Source organism: Rhodococcus wratislaviensis (assembly GCF_041228765.1).
GTDB lineage: Bacteria > Actinomycetota > Actinomycetes > Mycobacteriales > Mycobacteriaceae > Rhodococcus_F > Rhodococcus_F wratislaviensis.
Window position 1 is genome coordinate 2,759,697 of sequence record NZ_CP150488.1, and the last position, 14,766, is coordinate 2,774,462.

At 68.0% G+C, this 14,766-nt stretch carries 17 protein-coding genes; 7 read left to right on the top strand and 10 right to left on the bottom strand.

The window, feature by feature from the left end; genetic code table 11:
- The first annotated feature begins 26 nt into the window (after nt 1–26).
- Genes WKC72_RS12440 through WKC72_RS12450 form a run of 3 tightly spaced genes read left to right on the top strand, consistent with a single transcriptional unit; the run spans nt 27 to nt 2,054 of the window.
- Nucleotides 27–236, top strand: a complete 210-nt coding sequence (locus WKC72_RS12440; RefSeq protein WP_268789706.1) for a hypothetical protein — start codon at nt 27–29, stop codon at nt 234–236.
- Nucleotides 236–1,006, top strand: a complete 771-nt coding sequence (locus WKC72_RS12445) for a MerR family transcriptional regulator (RefSeq protein ID WP_370182772.1) — start codon at nt 236–238, stop codon at nt 1,004–1,006. The genes WKC72_RS12440 and WKC72_RS12445 overlap by 1 nt, the downstream gene beginning before the upstream one ends.
- Before the next feature lie 16 nt (nt 1,007–1,022).
- Entirely contained in the window at nt 1,023–2,054 is a 1,032-nt protein-coding gene (locus WKC72_RS12450) for an alpha/beta fold hydrolase (protein ID WP_370182773.1), read from the top strand.
- A 70-nt stretch (nt 2,055–2,124) separates the two neighbouring features.
- Here WKC72_RS12450 and WKC72_RS12455 read toward each other — a convergent pair whose 3' ends face one another.
- The 3 genes from WKC72_RS12455 to WKC72_RS12465 are packed head-to-tail and all read right to left on the bottom strand — an operon-like array spanning nt 2,125 to nt 5,028.
- Nucleotides 2,125–2,925 (bottom strand): carbon-nitrogen hydrolase family protein, encoded by an 801-nt coding sequence (locus tag WKC72_RS12455; protein ID WP_370182774.1) that lies wholly within the window; start codon nt 2,923–2,925, stop codon nt 2,125–2,127.
- 1 nt (nt 2,926) lies between these two features.
- Nucleotides 2,927–4,279 carry an MFS transporter gene (locus WKC72_RS12460; RefSeq protein ID WP_370182776.1) on the bottom strand — a complete coding sequence of 451 codons (1,353 nt, stop codon included), beginning with the start codon at nt 4,277–4,279 and terminating at the stop codon, nt 2,927–2,929.
- Nucleotides 4,276–5,028 (bottom strand): HpcH/HpaI aldolase/citrate lyase family protein, encoded by a 753-nt coding sequence (locus WKC72_RS12465; RefSeq protein ID WP_112301746.1) that lies wholly within the window; start codon nt 5,026–5,028, stop codon nt 4,276–4,278. Before WKC72_RS12465 ends, WKC72_RS12460 begins: the two co-directional genes overlap by 4 nt.
- A 193-nt stretch (nt 5,029–5,221) precedes the next feature.
- On the opposite strand from WKC72_RS12465, the gene WKC72_RS12470 reads away from it, so the two are divergent.
- Nucleotides 5,222–5,914: a GntR family transcriptional regulator gene (locus WKC72_RS12470; protein WP_037237897.1), complete on the top strand. Its 693-nt coding sequence runs from the start codon at nt 5,222–5,224 to the stop codon at nt 5,912–5,914.
- Here WKC72_RS12470 and purU read toward each other — a convergent pair.
- Both purU and WKC72_RS12480 read right to left on the bottom strand, forming a co-directional pair.
- Nucleotides 5,907–6,791, bottom strand: a complete 885-nt coding sequence (gene purU / locus WKC72_RS12475; RefSeq protein ID WP_370182779.1) for a formyltetrahydrofolate deformylase — start codon at nt 6,789–6,791, stop codon at nt 5,907–5,909. The genes WKC72_RS12470 and purU overlap by 8 nt on opposite strands.
- Nucleotides 6,792–6,804: 13 nt before the next feature.
- Nucleotides 6,805–7,638, bottom strand: coding sequence for a class I SAM-dependent methyltransferase (locus WKC72_RS12480; RefSeq protein WP_112301747.1), 834 nt, complete (start codon nt 7,636–7,638; stop codon nt 6,805–6,807).
- Nucleotides 7,639–7,695: 57 nt separating this feature from the next.
- Between WKC72_RS12480 and deoC the strand changes: the two genes are divergently transcribed.
- Nucleotides 7,696–8,361 carry a deoxyribose-phosphate aldolase gene (gene deoC / locus WKC72_RS12485; protein WP_112301748.1) on the top strand — a complete coding sequence of 222 codons (666 nt, stop codon included), beginning with the start codon at nt 7,696–7,698 and terminating at the stop codon, nt 8,359–8,361.
- A 12-nt stretch (nt 8,362–8,373) separates the two neighbouring features.
- Here deoC and WKC72_RS12490 read toward each other — a convergent pair whose 3' ends face one another.
- Complete coding sequence (locus WKC72_RS12490; protein ID WP_037237892.1) at nt 8,374–9,141, bottom strand: DUF2993 domain-containing protein; 768 nt, start codon at nt 9,139–9,141, stop codon at nt 8,374–8,376.
- Nucleotides 9,142–9,254: 113 nt separating this feature from the next.
- On the opposite strand from WKC72_RS12490, the gene WKC72_RS12495 reads away from it, so the two are divergent.
- Nucleotides 9,255–9,872 (top strand): hypothetical protein, encoded by a 618-nt coding sequence (locus tag WKC72_RS12495; RefSeq protein ID WP_037237890.1) that lies wholly within the window; start codon nt 9,255–9,257, stop codon nt 9,870–9,872.
- An 18-nt stretch (nt 9,873–9,890) separates the two neighbouring features.
- Here the strand turns inward: WKC72_RS12495 and WKC72_RS12500 are convergent, their stop codons facing one another.
- The 4 genes from WKC72_RS12500 to WKC72_RS12515 all read right to left on the bottom strand — a co-directional run bounded on the left by WKC72_RS12500 (nt 9,891) and on the right by WKC72_RS12515 (nt 13,644).
- Nucleotides 9,891–11,438 carry a TROVE domain-containing protein gene (locus WKC72_RS12500; protein WP_370182781.1) on the bottom strand — a complete coding sequence of 516 codons (1,548 nt, stop codon included), beginning with the start codon at nt 11,436–11,438 and terminating at the stop codon, nt 9,891–9,893.
- Nucleotides 11,439–11,775: 337 nt separating this feature from the next.
- Nucleotides 11,776–12,573, bottom strand: coding sequence for a class I SAM-dependent methyltransferase (locus WKC72_RS12505; RefSeq protein ID WP_370182782.1), 798 nt, complete (start codon nt 12,571–12,573; stop codon nt 11,776–11,778).
- 21 nt (nt 12,574–12,594) lie between these two features.
- Nucleotides 12,595–13,095 (bottom strand): DUF2505 domain-containing protein, encoded by a 501-nt coding sequence (locus WKC72_RS12510; protein ID WP_005560412.1) that lies wholly within the window; start codon nt 13,093–13,095, stop codon nt 12,595–12,597.
- 51 nt (nt 13,096–13,146) lie between these two features.
- The gene (locus WKC72_RS12515) at nt 13,147–13,644 is read right to left on the bottom strand and encodes a DUF2505 domain-containing protein (RefSeq protein ID WP_037237884.1); all 498 of its coding nucleotides are present in this window, start codon (nt 13,642–13,644) and stop codon (nt 13,147–13,149) included.
- A gap of 26 nt (nt 13,645–13,670) precedes the next feature.
- On the opposite strand from WKC72_RS12515, the gene WKC72_RS12520 reads away from it, so the two are divergent.
- Nucleotides 13,671–14,762, top strand: coding sequence for a UDP-N-acetylmuramate dehydrogenase (locus WKC72_RS12520; RefSeq protein WP_268789712.1), 1,092 nt, complete (start codon nt 13,671–13,673; stop codon nt 14,760–14,762).
- Nucleotides 14,763–14,766: the final 4 nt, after the last annotated feature.

Genomic DNA, 14,766 nt, shown 5'->3' on the forward strand with positions numbered 1-14,766 from the left:
GGTGACACGGCTACCGAGGAGCTGACATGTCCGTCATCCATCTGCGTGACTCAGCGAGCGATGCCCACCCGGCCGCAGGTCTCCACGTGGACCAGGCGAGGAGCGCCGCGAAGTCGATCCGGCACTACCACGACATGCTGTGTGAGGGCTGCTCGAAGACCATCGAATTTCTCGACGAGGTGGGACTCGTCGGCGGCCCGTCCCGGCTGCTGCTCCGACGGGCGCACATCGTCTGATGAAGGAATACCGGATCGACGACCTTGCACGCGAGGCGCGGGTGAGCGTGCGCAACGTGCGCGTCTACCAGGACCGCGGACTGCTTCCGCCGCCACGGAAGCAGGGGCGCACGGGGTGGTACAACGAATCGCATCTCGCCCGGCTGCACCTGATCGGGCGCATGCTCGATCGCGGCTACACGTTCGCCACCATCAGTGAACTCCTCACGGCTGCGCACTACGGACTCCAGGTCAAGGACGTTCTGGAGACCGACGACCCGGGCAGCCGGTGGAAGAAGCGCAGGCGAGCGGCCCGCCTCACGATCGCCGAGCTGAAACGCATGTTCGGTGCGCAGACCACCGAGGCAAACATCGCCCGGGGCACCGAACTGGGTGTGCTCGTTCCCGCCGGGGACGACTACGCGGTGAACGATCCGCGACTGGTCGAGGCGGCGCAGGTCCTCGTCGACGCCGGCATCCCGCTCGAAGACGTCCTCGAACAGACCGCGGCGGTGCGGCAAGCCCTCTCGGACGTCGCCGCGCGGTTCGTCGCCGTCGTCGCCGACCGCTACCTCGCCGCCGAGGGTGAGCCGCTCGAACTCGACGAGTCGACGGTCTCGGACATCGCGCGGCTCGTCGACCAGATGCGTCCCCTCGCGCACGACGCCGTCCAGTCGCTGTTCGACGAGGCGATGGAGGAGCAGATCTCCAAGGCGCTCGAACGGGCGGCCAGGCAACTCGCTGAGACGCCGAGTCCGGCGGCGAGCACAGACACCGACAGAGCAAGTTGACAGGACAGGGGTAGGAATGACCAGCAGTTCGCGCACCATCGCCTTCCGGGCACTCGCCGGTGCAGCCGGAGTGGGCACCGTCGTCGCCGCGGCAGCGGCGATCCGCCACAAGCGCGCCACCCGCGGGTTGACGTTGTCGACCGAGGTGGCGCCGAACGAGCTGCTGCGCACCCCGAACCTGCGCCCGGACGTGACGGAGATCCTCACCGACGACGGGGTCACGCTGTACGTCCGCGCCTACGGGCCGGTGGACGGTGATCCCATTGTGCTGAGCCATGGTTGGACCTGTTCCACCGAATACTGGTACCCGCAGGTGAACGCGCTCGCGGACGAGTACCGGGTCATCACCTACGACCAGCGCGGGCACGGCCGCAGCACGGTCGGCTCGCTCCCGCTCGGCCCCGACGTCCTCGCCGACGACCTGTCGGAGGTGCTGAAGGCGACGGTGCGTGACGACAAGAAGGCCGTGCTCGTGGGTCACAGCATGGGTGGCATGAGCATCATGGCGTGGGCCGGCAGGCACCCCGACGAGGTGAAGAAGTACGCGTCGGCAGTTCTGCTCGCCAGCACCGCCTGCGACCGGCTCATCGCCGAGACCACCGTCATTCCGCTGCCGAATCGGTTTCCGCGAGTGCCGGTTCCGGTCGGACGCGCCGTCCTGAGCACCCCGGTCCCGTTGGTGTCGTCGCCGGTGATGACGCGCGCACTCCAGTACGTGTCGATGTCGCCGAACGCCTCCCGCGCCGAAGTCCAGTTCTGCGAGAACATCGTCCGGGACTGCAAGCCGCGCATCCGCGGCGGCTGGGGTGCTGCGCTCAGCGGCCTCGACATCCACGAGGCTCTCGACAACCTCGACGTCCCGACCACGGTGCTCGTCGGTTCCATGGACCGGCTGACCCCACCGGTCCACGCCCGCAAGCTCGCTCGTGTCCTGGACGAGGCCGGTCACCTCGAGCGGCTGATCGTCCTGCCCGGCGTGGGCCACATGAGTTCCGTCGAAAGCATCGACGAGTTCGACAAGGAAATCGTCCGGCTCCGCAACCTCTGATCCGACAGTTGCCCGCGAATTCGTCAGGCTCACACGCAATGGTGTGTGAGCCTGACGAATCCGTCGGAATCTACTGGTTGGCGACCACGCCGAAGCGGCGCAGCGACAGCGCCGGATTCTTGGCACGGACCTCTGCGATGCGCTCGGGGGAGACGGCGCCGATCGCCGTCCCGACCCGTTCGCCGAGGGACGCGATCACCACCCCCATCGGATCCACGATCATCGACGCACCCGAACCTGCCGGGGCGCTCTGATCGGCCGCGGCGACGTAGATGGTGTTCTCGATGGCCCGGGCGCGGACGAGTGTGGTCCAGTGGTCTTCCTTGAGCGGGCCGGGCACCCACTCGGCGGGCAGGACCAGGACGTCCGCGCCCGCGTCGACGATGCGTCGGGTCACCTCCGGGAACCGCAGGTCGTAGCACGTCTGCATGCCGAACGTCACGCCGTCGACGGTGAACGTCTCGGGTTCGCCGATCGCGCCGGCCTGCACGAAGTCCGACTCCGTGTAACCGAATGCGTCGTACAGGTGCAGCTTCCGATATGCGGCGGCGATACTGCCGTCGGGGGCGACCGCGACGAGGGTGTTGAAGATGCGGCGCTCGCCCGGGATCGCTTCGTTGATCCCCGCGACCACGGTCAACCCGTGCCGGGCGGCGATCCCGCGGAGCCCGGTGACGAACTCGCCGTCCAGGGATTCCGCGGAGTCCACGAACCTCTCGTCCATGGTCGGGACCGTGAACATCGCGTATTCGGGTGCGGCCAGTACCCGGGCGCCGCCCGCCGCCGCCTCCTCGGCGAACTTCGCGATCCGGCCGAGGTTGTCCTGCTTGTCCGAACCCGGTGCGAACTGTGCGATTGCGATGTCGACCATGTCAGTGCCTTTCCGAAGTGACGGGTGCGGGCATTCGTTCGATCTTGCCGAGCACCACGGTGTAGCAGAAGATTCCGCCGATCAAGACCGCTCCGGTCGCGATGAAGGCACCCGCGAACGAGCCCGTGGAGTCGACCACCATGCCGGTCACGATGGGCGCCGCGATCCCGAGGAGATTGGCGATGAAGTTGACGATTCCGCCGAGCGATCCGGTGTACCCCTGCGGGGCGATCAGGGCGACGATGCTGGAACCCGCGGGAACGGACACCGCCAGTCCGGCTGCGCCGATCGACAGGAAGATCAGCGCGACGGCGATCGATCCCGCGTACGCGGCGCCCGTCACCGCGAGGGACGCGAGCAGGCTGACCACCAGCACGGTTCGACGGACCTTGGTGACGTCGCCGGTTCGGGCCAGCCATCGGTCCATCAGGATGCCCGCGATGAGGAACTGCGCGATGACGGCGACCAGCCACGGAATCATCGTGTAGATGCCGCCCTTGAGCAGGTTCACACCGAACTGCTTCTCCAGATAGGCCGGCAGCCAGGTGAGCAGGACGTAGTACGCGTAGGTGTACGACGCGTAGCCGAGGGCCAGGCCCCAAGTCTTGCGTCGGCGCAGGAGATAACCGAGTCCGTTCAGAGACCCGGCCGTCTCGGCGTCTTCGTCCTCCGCACCGCCGGCTCGGATGAAGTCGAATTCCGCCTGGCTGAGACGTCCCTTGGCGAGTGCCTGCTTCGGGGTGAGGTAGAGCAGCCACCACACGGCCAGGTAGCCGACGGACAGGATGCCGGTGAAGATGAACGCCGCGTGCCAACTGAACGTGGTGACGAGGAAGGCCATGATCGGGATGCCGATCACGTTGGAGATCTTTGCGCACCCGTCGAAGATGGCCGTCGCGGTTCCGCGCTCCTGCCGCGGGAACCACTGACCGATCGCCTTCCACCCCGCGGGCACCGTCGGCGCCTCGCCGATGCCGAGGACCAGACGGGCGACGAGAAGCATGCCGAGACCACCCGCGGCCGCGGACGCGAACGAGGCGACCGCCCACAGGAACGCCGCGGCCCGGTTGACCCAGCGGACGCCGATCCTGTCGATGAACGATCCGATCGGCATCTGGAGCATCGCGTACGTCCAGAGGAACGCCGAGGACACCATGCCCATCTGCGACGCACTGATATCGAAGTCCCGCATGATCTCCGGGGCGGCGATCGAGAGGTTGACGCGGTCGATGTAGTTGACGAACATTCCGACCCCGAGAACGCCGGCGATGGTCCACCGGGCACGGCCCACGCCGGGGTGGGCCGCCGCTTCCGCGCGGTCGGGGGATACCGGTCCCGACGTCTGGGTCGTCATCGTGACTCCCTGATCTGCTTGATCTGCTCGAACGGTGCCGCGAATCCTGCGGCGAGCGCACCGTGCTGCATGATCAGCGCCATCTGGTCGGCCCCGTGCTGCACCGCGAACTCCTTCTCTTCCACGCTCCATGCCGGGAGCACCCAGGGCTTACCCGCCTCGGCGGCGGCCGTGGCCACCGCGGCGAGGTCGGTGAAGTCACCCTCCTCGCGTGAGTATGCCCCGCGTTCGCGGCGGAGGGAGAGGTCCGACGGTCCGACGAACACGCCGTCGACGGTGTCGAGTGCCAGGATCTCGGCGATGTTCTCGATCGCTCCGGCGTCCTCGATCATCGGGTAGCAGCGGGTGAACGAATCCTGCTCCGTGACCCACTCGTCGGTGAAACCGCCGTAGTTGGTGGTGCGGCCGCCCGCGAAACTCCGGTCGCCGAGTGGAGGGAACTTCGCGAATGCCGTGACTTCCTTTGCGTGAGCCGCATTTTCGATGTGGGGGATGACGACAGCTGTCGCGCCGAAGTCCAGTGCCTGCTGGATGGGGCCGCGTTCGGGCCCGAGTACTTTCGCCAGGACCTCCATGCCGATGCTGCGCAGGAACGGGATGAACCGTTCGAGATCCGCGAGGTCGAAGGATCCGTGCTCGATGTCGAGGACCACGGCGCCGTAGCCGATGCCGCGCGCGATCTCCGCTGCGGCGAAGCTCGGGTCGGACAGCCAGATCGCGTAACGCCGATCGGCGGGGGTGCTGTACATGCTGGTGGTCTCCTTTTTCTGGGGGTCCCGTTCCGGAACGGATGGCTACTGGCGGTCACGGCGTTGTGACCGCTCGCACATCCGATTTATATACCTCATGTATACACAGAGGATCCTTGGTGTGTCCATAGCTTGTATGATCAATTTGTTACGAGTCCGTCAATCCGATGGGCCGTCTGACGAAGGGATCGCGATGTCGGCATCGACGCTCGCCGGGCCCACCGGTGAATCCGGACCGGCACGAGATCGGGTCTACGTCTGGCTGCGGGACGAGATCATCCGCGGGTCCATCGAAGGCGGCCGATTCCTCGACGAACTCTGGGTCTCGGGGACGATGGGAGTGTCACGCACTCCGGTGCGCGAAGCGTTTCACCGCCTTGCCGCCGAACGGTTCATCACGCTGCTTCCGCGCAAGGGTGCGCAGGTGCGCACGGTCACCGCCCGCGAACTCGAAGAGGTCTACCAGACCCGGCTGCTGATCGAGGGCCACGCGGTGTCCACCCTGTGCGCGCGGGGAGTCGGCGCACCCGCGCACATGGTCGATCTGATCGAGCCGATGGAAGCCGCGGGACGCGAGCAGGACTGGTTCGCGGTGTCCGGCCTCGACCGCGAATTCCACCTGACCATGGTCAGCGCCGCGCAGAATTCGGTGCTGACCGAACTCTACGATTCGCTGCGATCACGGCAGCAACGCGTCGCCGTCCGCGCGCTGAACGTCGGACCCCAGCGGCTCGGCACCATCAACGCCCAGCACCGGGCGCTCGTCGCCGCACTCGACGCCGTCGACGCAGACAAGGCGCTGGAGATCCTCACCGCCCACCTCCGGCCCGTCCCGGAAGTGATGGCATTGCTGCCGTCCCAGTTGCGGGACGACGAAACTAGCTGAACACCACCGTCTTACGACCGTGCACGAGGACGCGGTCCTCGAGATGCCAGCGCAGGCCGCGGGACAGCACGAGCTTCTCGATGTCTCGACCCTGCCGGACCATGTCCGCGACCTCGTCGGCGTGGTCGACGCGGATCACGTCCTGCTCGATGATGGGACCCGCGTCCAGTTCGGCCGTCACGTAGTGGCAGGTGGCGCCGATCAGCTTCACACCGCGGGCGAACGCCTGGTGGTACGGGCGGGCGCCGACGAAGGACGGCAGGAAGCTGTGGTGGATGTTGATCGCCCGGCCGGCCCAGTGCTCACACAGTTCCGGCGGCAGCACCTGCATGAAACGCGCCAGCACGACGGCATCGGGGTCGTGGGCGTCGACCAGTTCGCGCACCTGCTCGAACGCGGGCCCGCGTTCGGCGGGGTCCTTCGGGAACGGGACGTGATGGAAGTCGATGCCGTGCTGCCGCGTGACGGTCTCGAGGTCGCGGTGGTTGCCGATCACCGCGCAGATGTCGGCGGGCAACTCGCCGCCGGCCGCGCGGCCGAGCAGGTCGTGGAGGCAGTGCGCCTCCTTGCTCACCAGCAGCACCACCCGCTTGCGCTCACCGGTGTCGGATACCGTCCACTCGGTCTCGGGGCCGAGTTCGGCGGCGACGGCCGCGAATCGCTCCCGGAGTTCCTCGATCGACATGTCGACCGAAGACGCACGGACAGCCTGACGGGTGAAGAACCAGCCGGTGTCGGCGTCCGCGTGATACGCCGCCTCGACGATCCAGCCGCCTACCTCGGCGAGGAACGTCGAGATCCGGGCGACGATGCCGGTGCGGTCGGGGCAGCCGAGAGAAAGAACGTACCGGTGATCCTCGGTCGAAGCAGCGCTCATGGTCAACAGTCTTTCAGGTCGCGCTCCGGCCGTTCACCACGGCGGTGCCGACGAGGGTGCTCGCGTCGACGTCGTGAATCGCGCGCTCGGTGAGCAACTGCAGGAGATCGAGGCGAATCTGCTCGACCGTCCGGTCGTCGAACGGGGCGAGCGCGCGGCGGAAGTTCCCACCCAGGACGAGGTCCCAGGAGAACTCCGGGGTCGCGGGAATGATGTTGGACAGCTCCCGTACCTCGGTCGAGTGGGCGCCCAGCTCGCCCAGCCACTGGTGGAGCGCGTCCGGGGTGTCGATGCGCTCGAGGGGATCGAACGGCGACCCGGCCGGTTCGGGTTCGGGTTCCCGATGCCGGGCCACGGCGTCGTGGAATGCGTCCGCGAAGTCGCGCAGCGCCCCCCGCCGCCACACCGTCATCCCGACCTTCCCGCCGGGACGGACGAGGCCCGCGAGCCGGGTGAAATCGGCATCCATGTGGGGCAGGAAGAACACGCCGTACGAGCAGGCGAGCGCGTCGTAGCCCGCTTCCGGGACCGTGCTCGGCGGCTCCCAGGTGGTGGCGTCCGCGCAGACGAACTCGACGTTCTGCAGTCCGCGCTCCGATGCCTTCAGCCGCCCCTGCTCGAGGAGTTCGTCGGCCAGGTCGACGCCGTGGACGAGCCCCGACGGTCCCACGGCAGCGGCCGCGGGGAGCGCCGAAGACCCTGCGCCGCAGCACACGTCGAGGACGGCATCGCCGGGACGCAGTCCGAGCTGGAAGACGAGTGACTGCCCGGCCGGCGCCCACACGGCCGTCGTCAGCCGGTCGAATTCCAGCCGCGCCTCGTCGAAGATCGATCCCGGATCACTCATACGGCGATGCTAGGCCGTGCCGCAAGCCCCGGAAGGCATTGTGCGAAGCTCACAGGTATGTCCGACGTTGCACTGACCCGCTCCCAGGTGGCCGACCTCGTCGACCACACGCTCCTCAAGCCCGAGGCCACCACCGACGATGTGAAGGCGCTGATCGACGAGGCGCGCTCGCTCGGTGTGCTCGCCGTCTGCGTGTCGCCGTCCATGCTGCCGGTCAAGGCGCCCGGTCTGGTGACCGCCGCGGTGGTCGGGTTCCCCTCGGGAAAGCACCACTCGCTGGTCAAGGGGGCCGAGGCCCGGCTCGCCGTGGATCAGGGTGCGCAGGAGATCGACATGGTGATCGACATCGGTGCCGCCGTCGCCGGCGATTTCAACGCGGTACTGGCCGACGTCCTCACCGTCCGCGAGGCAGTCGGCGACCACACGGTCCTGAAGGTGATCCTCGAGACCGCCGCGCTCAGCGACGAGGCGATCGTGGAAGCATGCCGGGCCGCCGAACGCGCCGGCGCGAACTTCGTGAAGACGTCCACCGGGTTCCATCCCGCCGGGGGAGCGACCGTGGAGGCGGTGCGGCTGATGGCGCAGACCGTCGGCGGGCGGATCGGTGTGAAGGCGAGCGGCGGGATCCGCACCGCGCAGGCCGCGCTCGACATGATCGCGGCCGGTGCGACGCGGCTGGGACTGTCGGGAACCCGTGCCGTCCTGGACGGGCTGCCCGACTGACCCGGCGGTCGATCAGACCAGGAGGCCGCAGCTGCTCTGCTGTTCCTGCTGCTGTTGCTGGGTGCCGGCGGCAGGCATCGTGTAGGCGCCGCCTTCGAGGGTGATCTCGATGGCGTCGTCGGTGACCTTCAGCGATGTCGGCTGCATGCCCAGAGGGTAGGTCTGCAGGCTCGAGGTCAGGGTCTGGACGACCCCGTCGACGAGATCGGTGGGAAGACCGAAACCGAGGATCTCCGCACCCACCGTCTGCACCTTGACGGTCCCGTTCACGACCTCCGGTTTGACGGTCAGATCCGCGAGCCCGGCCGGGCCGACGGAGAACCTCAACGTCCCGGCATTGGAATCGGCGGTGACACCGCTGATGAGCGAACCGAACGCCTGCTGCTGCAGCGTCGCGAGGATGCCCGCGGTAGACCAGGTGATGTCCGCGTCGGAACTGCCGATGGTGCCGCTGCTGTCCGCGGTGTTCTCGATCCGGATGTCGTTGACCTGAGCGTGCACCTGCATTCCCTGCGCGGGGCCGAACTTGGTGTCGTCGCTGTCGATGGTGATGTACGGGACGTTCTTGTCGACCGACTGGAGCAGGACCGGCTTCCAGCTCAGCCCCACGTCCACCTGCGAGCCGAGTTGGCTCTCGAACTGGTCTGCCATGCAGGTCTTCACTCTGTTGCGCACGTAGAGTTCGCCGCCGACGAGGACCGCCACGAGCGCGGCGATGACGACAAGGGAGATGACGAGCACACGGTTACTTCGGGGTGCGGAGTTCGTTCGGGCTGCCATTGCAGCGATTCTTCCCGACAACTCTGAACAAATTCTGTGAATGCGTCGGAGGCGTGTCGTCGGGATCCGCAGAAATTGTGATGCGTGCCACAATTGCCCAGTAATCTAGGGGAATGTCCGGATGGTTGGCTCCACGTCCCGGTGACCCGGAGCGCGAAGGCGTCGGTGAAGAACTGACGCGCGTCGCGACGGCTCAGGCGGGTTTCTTCACCACTGCGCAAGTGCTGCGCCTCGGTTTCGCCTCTGACGAGATCGGCGAGCGCGTCGCCGACGGTTCGTGGGTCAAGGTCGAGCGAGATCTGTTCCGCTTGAAGGATTGTCCGCACTCCGATCTCGAGGAGTTCGCGAAGTGGTGCACCTGGTTCGGTGCCGCTGCCGCGGTCTCCCACCAGAGTGCCGCCGAACTTCACGGGCTCGGGCACCTGTACCCGCGGTTCATCCACCTCTCGACGGTGCTGTCACCTCCGTCGCCGACGCAGCAGTTGGCGCTGCACCGGCGATCGCTACGCCCGGAGGACTGCGAGCAGGTCGGCCCCCTGCGCATCACGACACCGCTGTGCACGGCACTCGACCTCGCCGCGAGCGGCATCTCGCAGGAACTGCTCGACGAGGTGGTCGCCGACGGCGTCGCGATCGGGCGACTGAATGCGCGAGCACTGCACGGGGAGTGCGGTTCGCTGCCGGCGCAGGTGGCGCAGCGCGTCGAACACGCACTGGCCACCTGCACCTGACCGGTCACCGTTCCGGGATCAGAACGGCCACTCGCCGTTCCGGGTGCCCTCCAGGAGCGGGATCATCGAGAATCCCGCGTCCGACAGTCCGCCGAACGTGTGGCGGTTCGCGGACCCCGTCGGTCCGTGTCCGTGGCGGTAGCCCGCCACGTTCCACGTGTACACGGGGACGTCGGCCGGGACGTGCCGGGTCGGATCGCCCCACGCCGCCTGCTCGTCGGTGACGATGACGACGCGATCGTGGTCGCGGTAGTGCTTCCGCACCGCCGACGCCGTGTCCGTGCCGCCCAGGTCGCCGAAACTGTCGACGACCCGCAGCACCGGCTGGTGCTTGAACGGCACGTACCGGCTGTCCGTGCCGAACTCGACCAGGTTCGCCCGCTCGGCCCGCGCCGCCAGTACGGTGCCGAACACGGCGGCCGCGTCCGCCCGCGTCAGATCCGACCGCGCCGAGACGCGGCTGTAGAACATCGATCCGGACCGGTCGACGAGCACCAGGGTGCGGCCGGGTAACGACGGGACCGCGGACAGCGACGCCCCGAGCGCACGCTCGAGAGCATGTCCCCACCGCAGGCTCGGCGCGTTCCGGTAGGCCGCGAGGAACCGCATCGGCAGCTGCCGCGACTTCGCGACCCCACCCGGATCGGAGATCCGGGCCGCCACCTGTTCCGCGACGTGGTCGGGGATCCCGGCCTCGTCGAAGTTCCGCAGGTTGCGAAGAAGCGCCATGTATCCCATGGACGGGATCACCGCCTGCCATGCCGCGGCATCCATCGGCCCCTGCAGCCAGCCGGCGAGCGACTCCCACGTCATCCCGGCCGCCGACAGCCGCTCCGGGGTCCGGAGGACGGCACGCCGATCCTCCGGCGGGAGCGCCGCCAGCGCCGCCCGTTCCGTGAGCATCCGCAGGCCGGTGGGGACCGGGTTCTCGCGTCCCTGCCGCCGATCGATTGCATGCCGGAACAGCTCGCCCTGCCACGTCGCCGACGGCGCCGCATGGGTGAGCTCGAGGACGTCGCCGAAGCGGACGTCCCTGGCATCGGAATCCCACTTCAGCAGTGAGCGTTCCGAGTACAGGCGGACGGCGGCGTCGGCGACACCGCGCTTGACCGGCTTCGGGATCGAACGACCGTGGCGCGCAATCCAGTAGGCGAGGATCTCACCCGGCTCGTCGGCCCGCTCCAGCGCCGAGGAGATGACGGTGCGGTTGCCGCCGTGCAGACCGGCGCCCAGCCGGGCCCGGACGAACTCGGCTGCGGCCACCACCGACGCCGAACGCAGATGCGCGTCGCGGCGCAGCCACCCGATCAGGCGGGCGGCCCACTCCGGGTCCGACAGCGCGACCTCGTGGATGAGCTCGACGAACCGGTCGTCGCGGTCCGGAGCCGACTCGTAGAACGTGTGCTCACCCACCATGTTGGTGACCGCGAGGAGGAACAACTCGCTCTTCGCGTCGCGGGCGTAGCCGCTGCCGCCCTCGAACGTGCGGCCGGCCGGTTGCGTTTCCGACGTGATGGGGCTCTGTACCTTGGTGCGGCGCAGCGTCTTCAGGTTGAACTTGCTCATGGGGTGTTCCTCCTTCCGGGAGGTGTCGGTGCCCGAGGGTGCGCGCCACCCGAGGTCGAGGCGACGACGGGGTGCGGAGTCGAACCGCGTGCTTGCGCACTTCACCTGAGAAGTATCCGTCGTCTACGCACCGGGTGGCGCGCACGCATGTCGTGCCGAGTTCGGAGTCGGCGGAGGCACGGACGCGCTCTACCACTGAGCTACAGGGACCCGCGTCCCTGACCGGATTCGAACCGGCGACCACGCGATCCACAGTCGAAGTAGCCCTCGCCTGCGCACCGGCACAACATGTTTCGTGAAGTGACTTTACGGGGCGCGTCGGGGGATGTCGCGTGAATTAATTCGTGCCGGAACCGGGCGCGACCACGTCCCAGGGAACGGAGAGGATGTTGTCGCGGAGCCGGCGGCGCTGGGGTTGCACGGGAAGTCCCTGCGCGCGCAGCAGTTCGAGGGCGGCCCGCCACCGCACCCGCGGTCCGAACGAGCCGTGCGGCGCCGCGGTGGCCCACGCGCGATCCGCAGCCGCGAGGAGGGCGTGGACCGGCTCACCCGGGACATTGCGATGGATCAGCGCCTTGGGCAGCCGTTCGGCGATGTCCGACGGCCTGTCCACGGCGAACGGATCCCACGCCAGCGTCAGCGACAGCGGGCGGGTGGCGTCCAGCAGCACCCACGCGCAGCGGCGGCCCAGCTCGTCACACGTGCCGTCGACGATCAGCCCACCCGGTGCGAGCCCGGACTGCATCCGCGCCCACGCCGGCCCGACCGCATCCTCGGGATACTGCCGCAGCACGTTGAAGGCACGGACCAGGACGGGGCGCAGTCCGGAGAGCTCGAACCCGCCGCGGGCGAAACTGACTCCGTTCCGGCTCTCGACCACACGCTCGGGATCGATCTCGAGCCCGACCACCCGGCGGTCGCCGCGCACGGCCGTCAGCCGGTCGGCGAGCTCGAACGTGGTGTGCGGCCGGGCGCCGTACCCGAGGTCGACGACGAGCGGGTCGGCGGAAGCGTGCAGCGTCCGGCGCACCAGCGCGTCGTGGACGAGCCAGCGGTCGCTGCGGCGCAGCCGATTGATGCCTGTCGTACCCCGGGTGATGACACCGTGAGGCCGCTTCAGCGTCGCTGAAGTCATGGGAAATCCGTGCGGTGGTTTCTAGTGCTGCGACAACCACGTTTCGGTGATCTCGGCCTCGGCGCGGAAGAGGTCGATGAGATTGACGAGCATCAGCTGCTCCAGCTTCCCGCCGATGAACGGCAGGTACACCTTGGCCTCGGACGAGGTACGGAACGTGCAGCCCGTCTCGGTGGCGAACAACTTCATGGTGCCCGTAAGGCTGCCCGGGCCCGCGGGGATCGACGCTTCGTACGTGCCCGTGGTCGGCTCACCGAAGGGCGTGTACGACTCCTTGCGCGTGATGACCATGTCCTTCTTCATCACGGTCTGCGCGATCTCGGGGAGTTCCGACCGCGGCAGGATGTGGTGCAGGACGATGTCGATCCCGTCGTCGTTCACGTCGAAGTGCTCGATGTGGTTCTCGGAGTACTTCCGCATCTCCTCGATGCGCGCATCCCAGTAGTCACGGTTGGTGAACGCGTTGTACACCTCTTTCGGGGTGTGCTTGTAACGGGCTGAGTAGTCGATGCGGCGAGCCATGATCGCCAAGGTTACCGGCTGTGACAGAACACAAGGGACACCCGCCCCAGGTCAGGCCCCGAGCCACTGCTGCGTGAAGCCCTGCTCTTTCTCGATCAGGCGCAGGACCTCGTCCGCGATCGCGCTCTCGATCTTGCCGCCGATCAGCGGGATCCTCACGTCGGCCTTGCCCTCGACCTGCACGTTCGACCCGGAACCGGTAGCCGTCAGGGTCTGGGTCCCCGAGATCGTCGCGGGCGCACCCTGGACTTCGGCCGTGAACGTGCCCTCGGCGTGATCGCCGTCGAGCGTGCCCCACGTCTCCGTGCGCTTGATCACGAGATCGCCCGACCGGACCTTCGAGACGATGCTGGGCAGGTGCTCGGCGGGAATCGACTGCGACATGGCCACCGAGATGGTGCCCGGGCCGGTCGTGACCTCTTCCAGGGTTGCCCCCGGTCCTCCGACCCGGTCGAGACGGTCGCGCCAGTACTGCTCGGTGATCAGGCCCGCATGGACCTGGGCGACGGGAAACGCATAGGACGACGAATGCTCGATGCGGCGACTCACGATCCGTGAGGCTACCGTTTGCGGTTGTGTGGGACGTGAGCATTGTCAGTCAACTCGTCGATTCGGGCGCCTTCGTGTCCGAGAACCTCGAACTGTCGGGGATGACCACGCTGCGCGTGGGCGGGCCGGCGCGGATCGTGGCGGAGTGTCCGACCACGCAGGTCCTCGTCGACGTGGTGCGGCTGCTCGACGCCGCGCACATCCCGACGCTGATCCTCGCCGGCGGCTCCAATCTGGTGGTCGGGGACGACGGATTCGACGGTGTGGTCGTGCGTGTGTGCAACACCACCGTCGGTCTGGAGGAGGGATTCGTCACTGCCGAGGCAGGCGCCGAGTGGGATCAGGTGGTCGCGCAGACCGTCGCCGCCGAGCTGGGCGGGCTCGAATGCCTGTCGGGGATTCCCGGCTCCACCGGGGCCACCCCGGTGCAGAACGTCGGCGCGTACGGCGTCGAGGTGGGGTCGATGCTGCGGCGGGTCCACCTCCTCGATCGACGCACCGGTGAGTCGCGCTGGGTCGAACCCGAGGCTCTCGGTCTCGGTTACCGCACGAGCGTCCTCAAGCATTCCGATGCCGCCCTGGTGCTGGCCGTGGAACTGACCGTGCATCCCGACGGGCTCGGCGAGCCGCTGCGCTACCGCGAACTGGTCTCGGCGCTGAACGGTGCCGAGGGCGACCGGTTGCCGTCGGCGCAGGTCCGCGACGCCGTGCTGGACCTGCGGCGGGGCAAGGGCATGGTGCTCGATCCCGAGGATTACGACACCTGGAGCGCGGGCTCCTTCTTCACCAACCCCGTCGTGCCCGACGGCGAGTTGGCGGGTGTCCTCGCCGCGATCGAGACCCGCCTCGGCGACGCCGCCGTTCCGCAGTACCCGGCCGACGGTGGAACAAAGTTGTCTGCGGGGTGGCTGATCGAGCGGGCCGGCTTCTCGAAGGGGTATCCCGGCGAGAACGCTGTCGCGCGGCTGTCGACCAAGCACACGCTCGCGTTGACCAATCGAGGTGCCGCGAAGAGCGAAGACCTGCTGGCATTGGCTCGCGATGTCCGGGACGGCGTCCAGTCGGCGTTCGGTGTCCGGCTCGAACCCGAACCCGTGACGGTGGGCTGCGCGATCTGAGACA

Bases quoted from the DNA above. Each gene is read 5' to 3' on its own strand.
- WKC72_RS12440 (WP_268789706.1), top strand. From the start codon at position 27: ATGTCCGTCATCCATCTGCGTGACTCAGCGAGCGATGCCCACCCGGCC.
- WKC72_RS12445 (WP_370182772.1), top strand. From the start codon at position 236: ATGAAGGAATACCGGATCGACGACCTTGCACGCGAGGCGCGGGTGAGC.
- WKC72_RS12450 (WP_370182773.1), top strand. From the start codon at position 1,023: ATGACCAGCAGTTCGCGCACCATCGCCTTCCGGGCACTCGCCGGTGCA.
- WKC72_RS12455 (WP_370182774.1), bottom strand. From the start codon at position 2,925: ATGGTCGACATCGCAATCGCACAGTTCGCACCGGGTTCGGACAAGCAG.
- WKC72_RS12460 (WP_370182776.1), bottom strand. From the start codon at position 4,279: ATGACGACCCAGACGTCGGGACCGGTATCCCCCGACCGCGCGGAAGCG.
- WKC72_RS12465 (WP_112301746.1), bottom strand. From the start codon at position 5,028: ATGTACAGCACCCCCGCCGATCGGCGTTACGCGATCTGGCTGTCCGAC.
- WKC72_RS12470 (WP_037237897.1), top strand. From the start codon at position 5,222: ATGTCGGCATCGACGCTCGCCGGGCCCACCGGTGAATCCGGACCGGCA.
- purU (WP_370182779.1), bottom strand. From the start codon at position 6,791: ATGAGCGCTGCTTCGACCGAGGATCACCGGTACGTTCTTTCTCTCGGC.
- WKC72_RS12480 (WP_112301747.1), bottom strand. From the start codon at position 7,638: ATGAGTGATCCGGGATCGATCTTCGACGAGGCGCGGCTGGAATTCGAC.
- deoC (WP_112301748.1), top strand. From the start codon at position 7,696: ATGTCCGACGTTGCACTGACCCGCTCCCAGGTGGCCGACCTCGTCGAC.
- WKC72_RS12490 (WP_037237892.1), bottom strand. From the start codon at position 9,141: ATGGCAGCCCGAACGAACTCCGCACCCCGAAGTAACCGTGTGCTCGTC.
- WKC72_RS12495 (WP_037237890.1), top strand. From the start codon at position 9,255: ATGTCCGGATGGTTGGCTCCACGTCCCGGTGACCCGGAGCGCGAAGGC.
- WKC72_RS12500 (WP_370182781.1), bottom strand. From the start codon at position 11,438: ATGAGCAAGTTCAACCTGAAGACGCTGCGCCGCACCAAGGTACAGAGC.
- WKC72_RS12505 (WP_370182782.1), bottom strand. From the start codon at position 12,573: ATGACTTCAGCGACGCTGAAGCGGCCTCACGGTGTCATCACCCGGGGT.
- WKC72_RS12510 (WP_005560412.1), bottom strand. From the start codon at position 13,095: ATGGCTCGCCGCATCGACTACTCAGCCCGTTACAAGCACACCCCGAAA.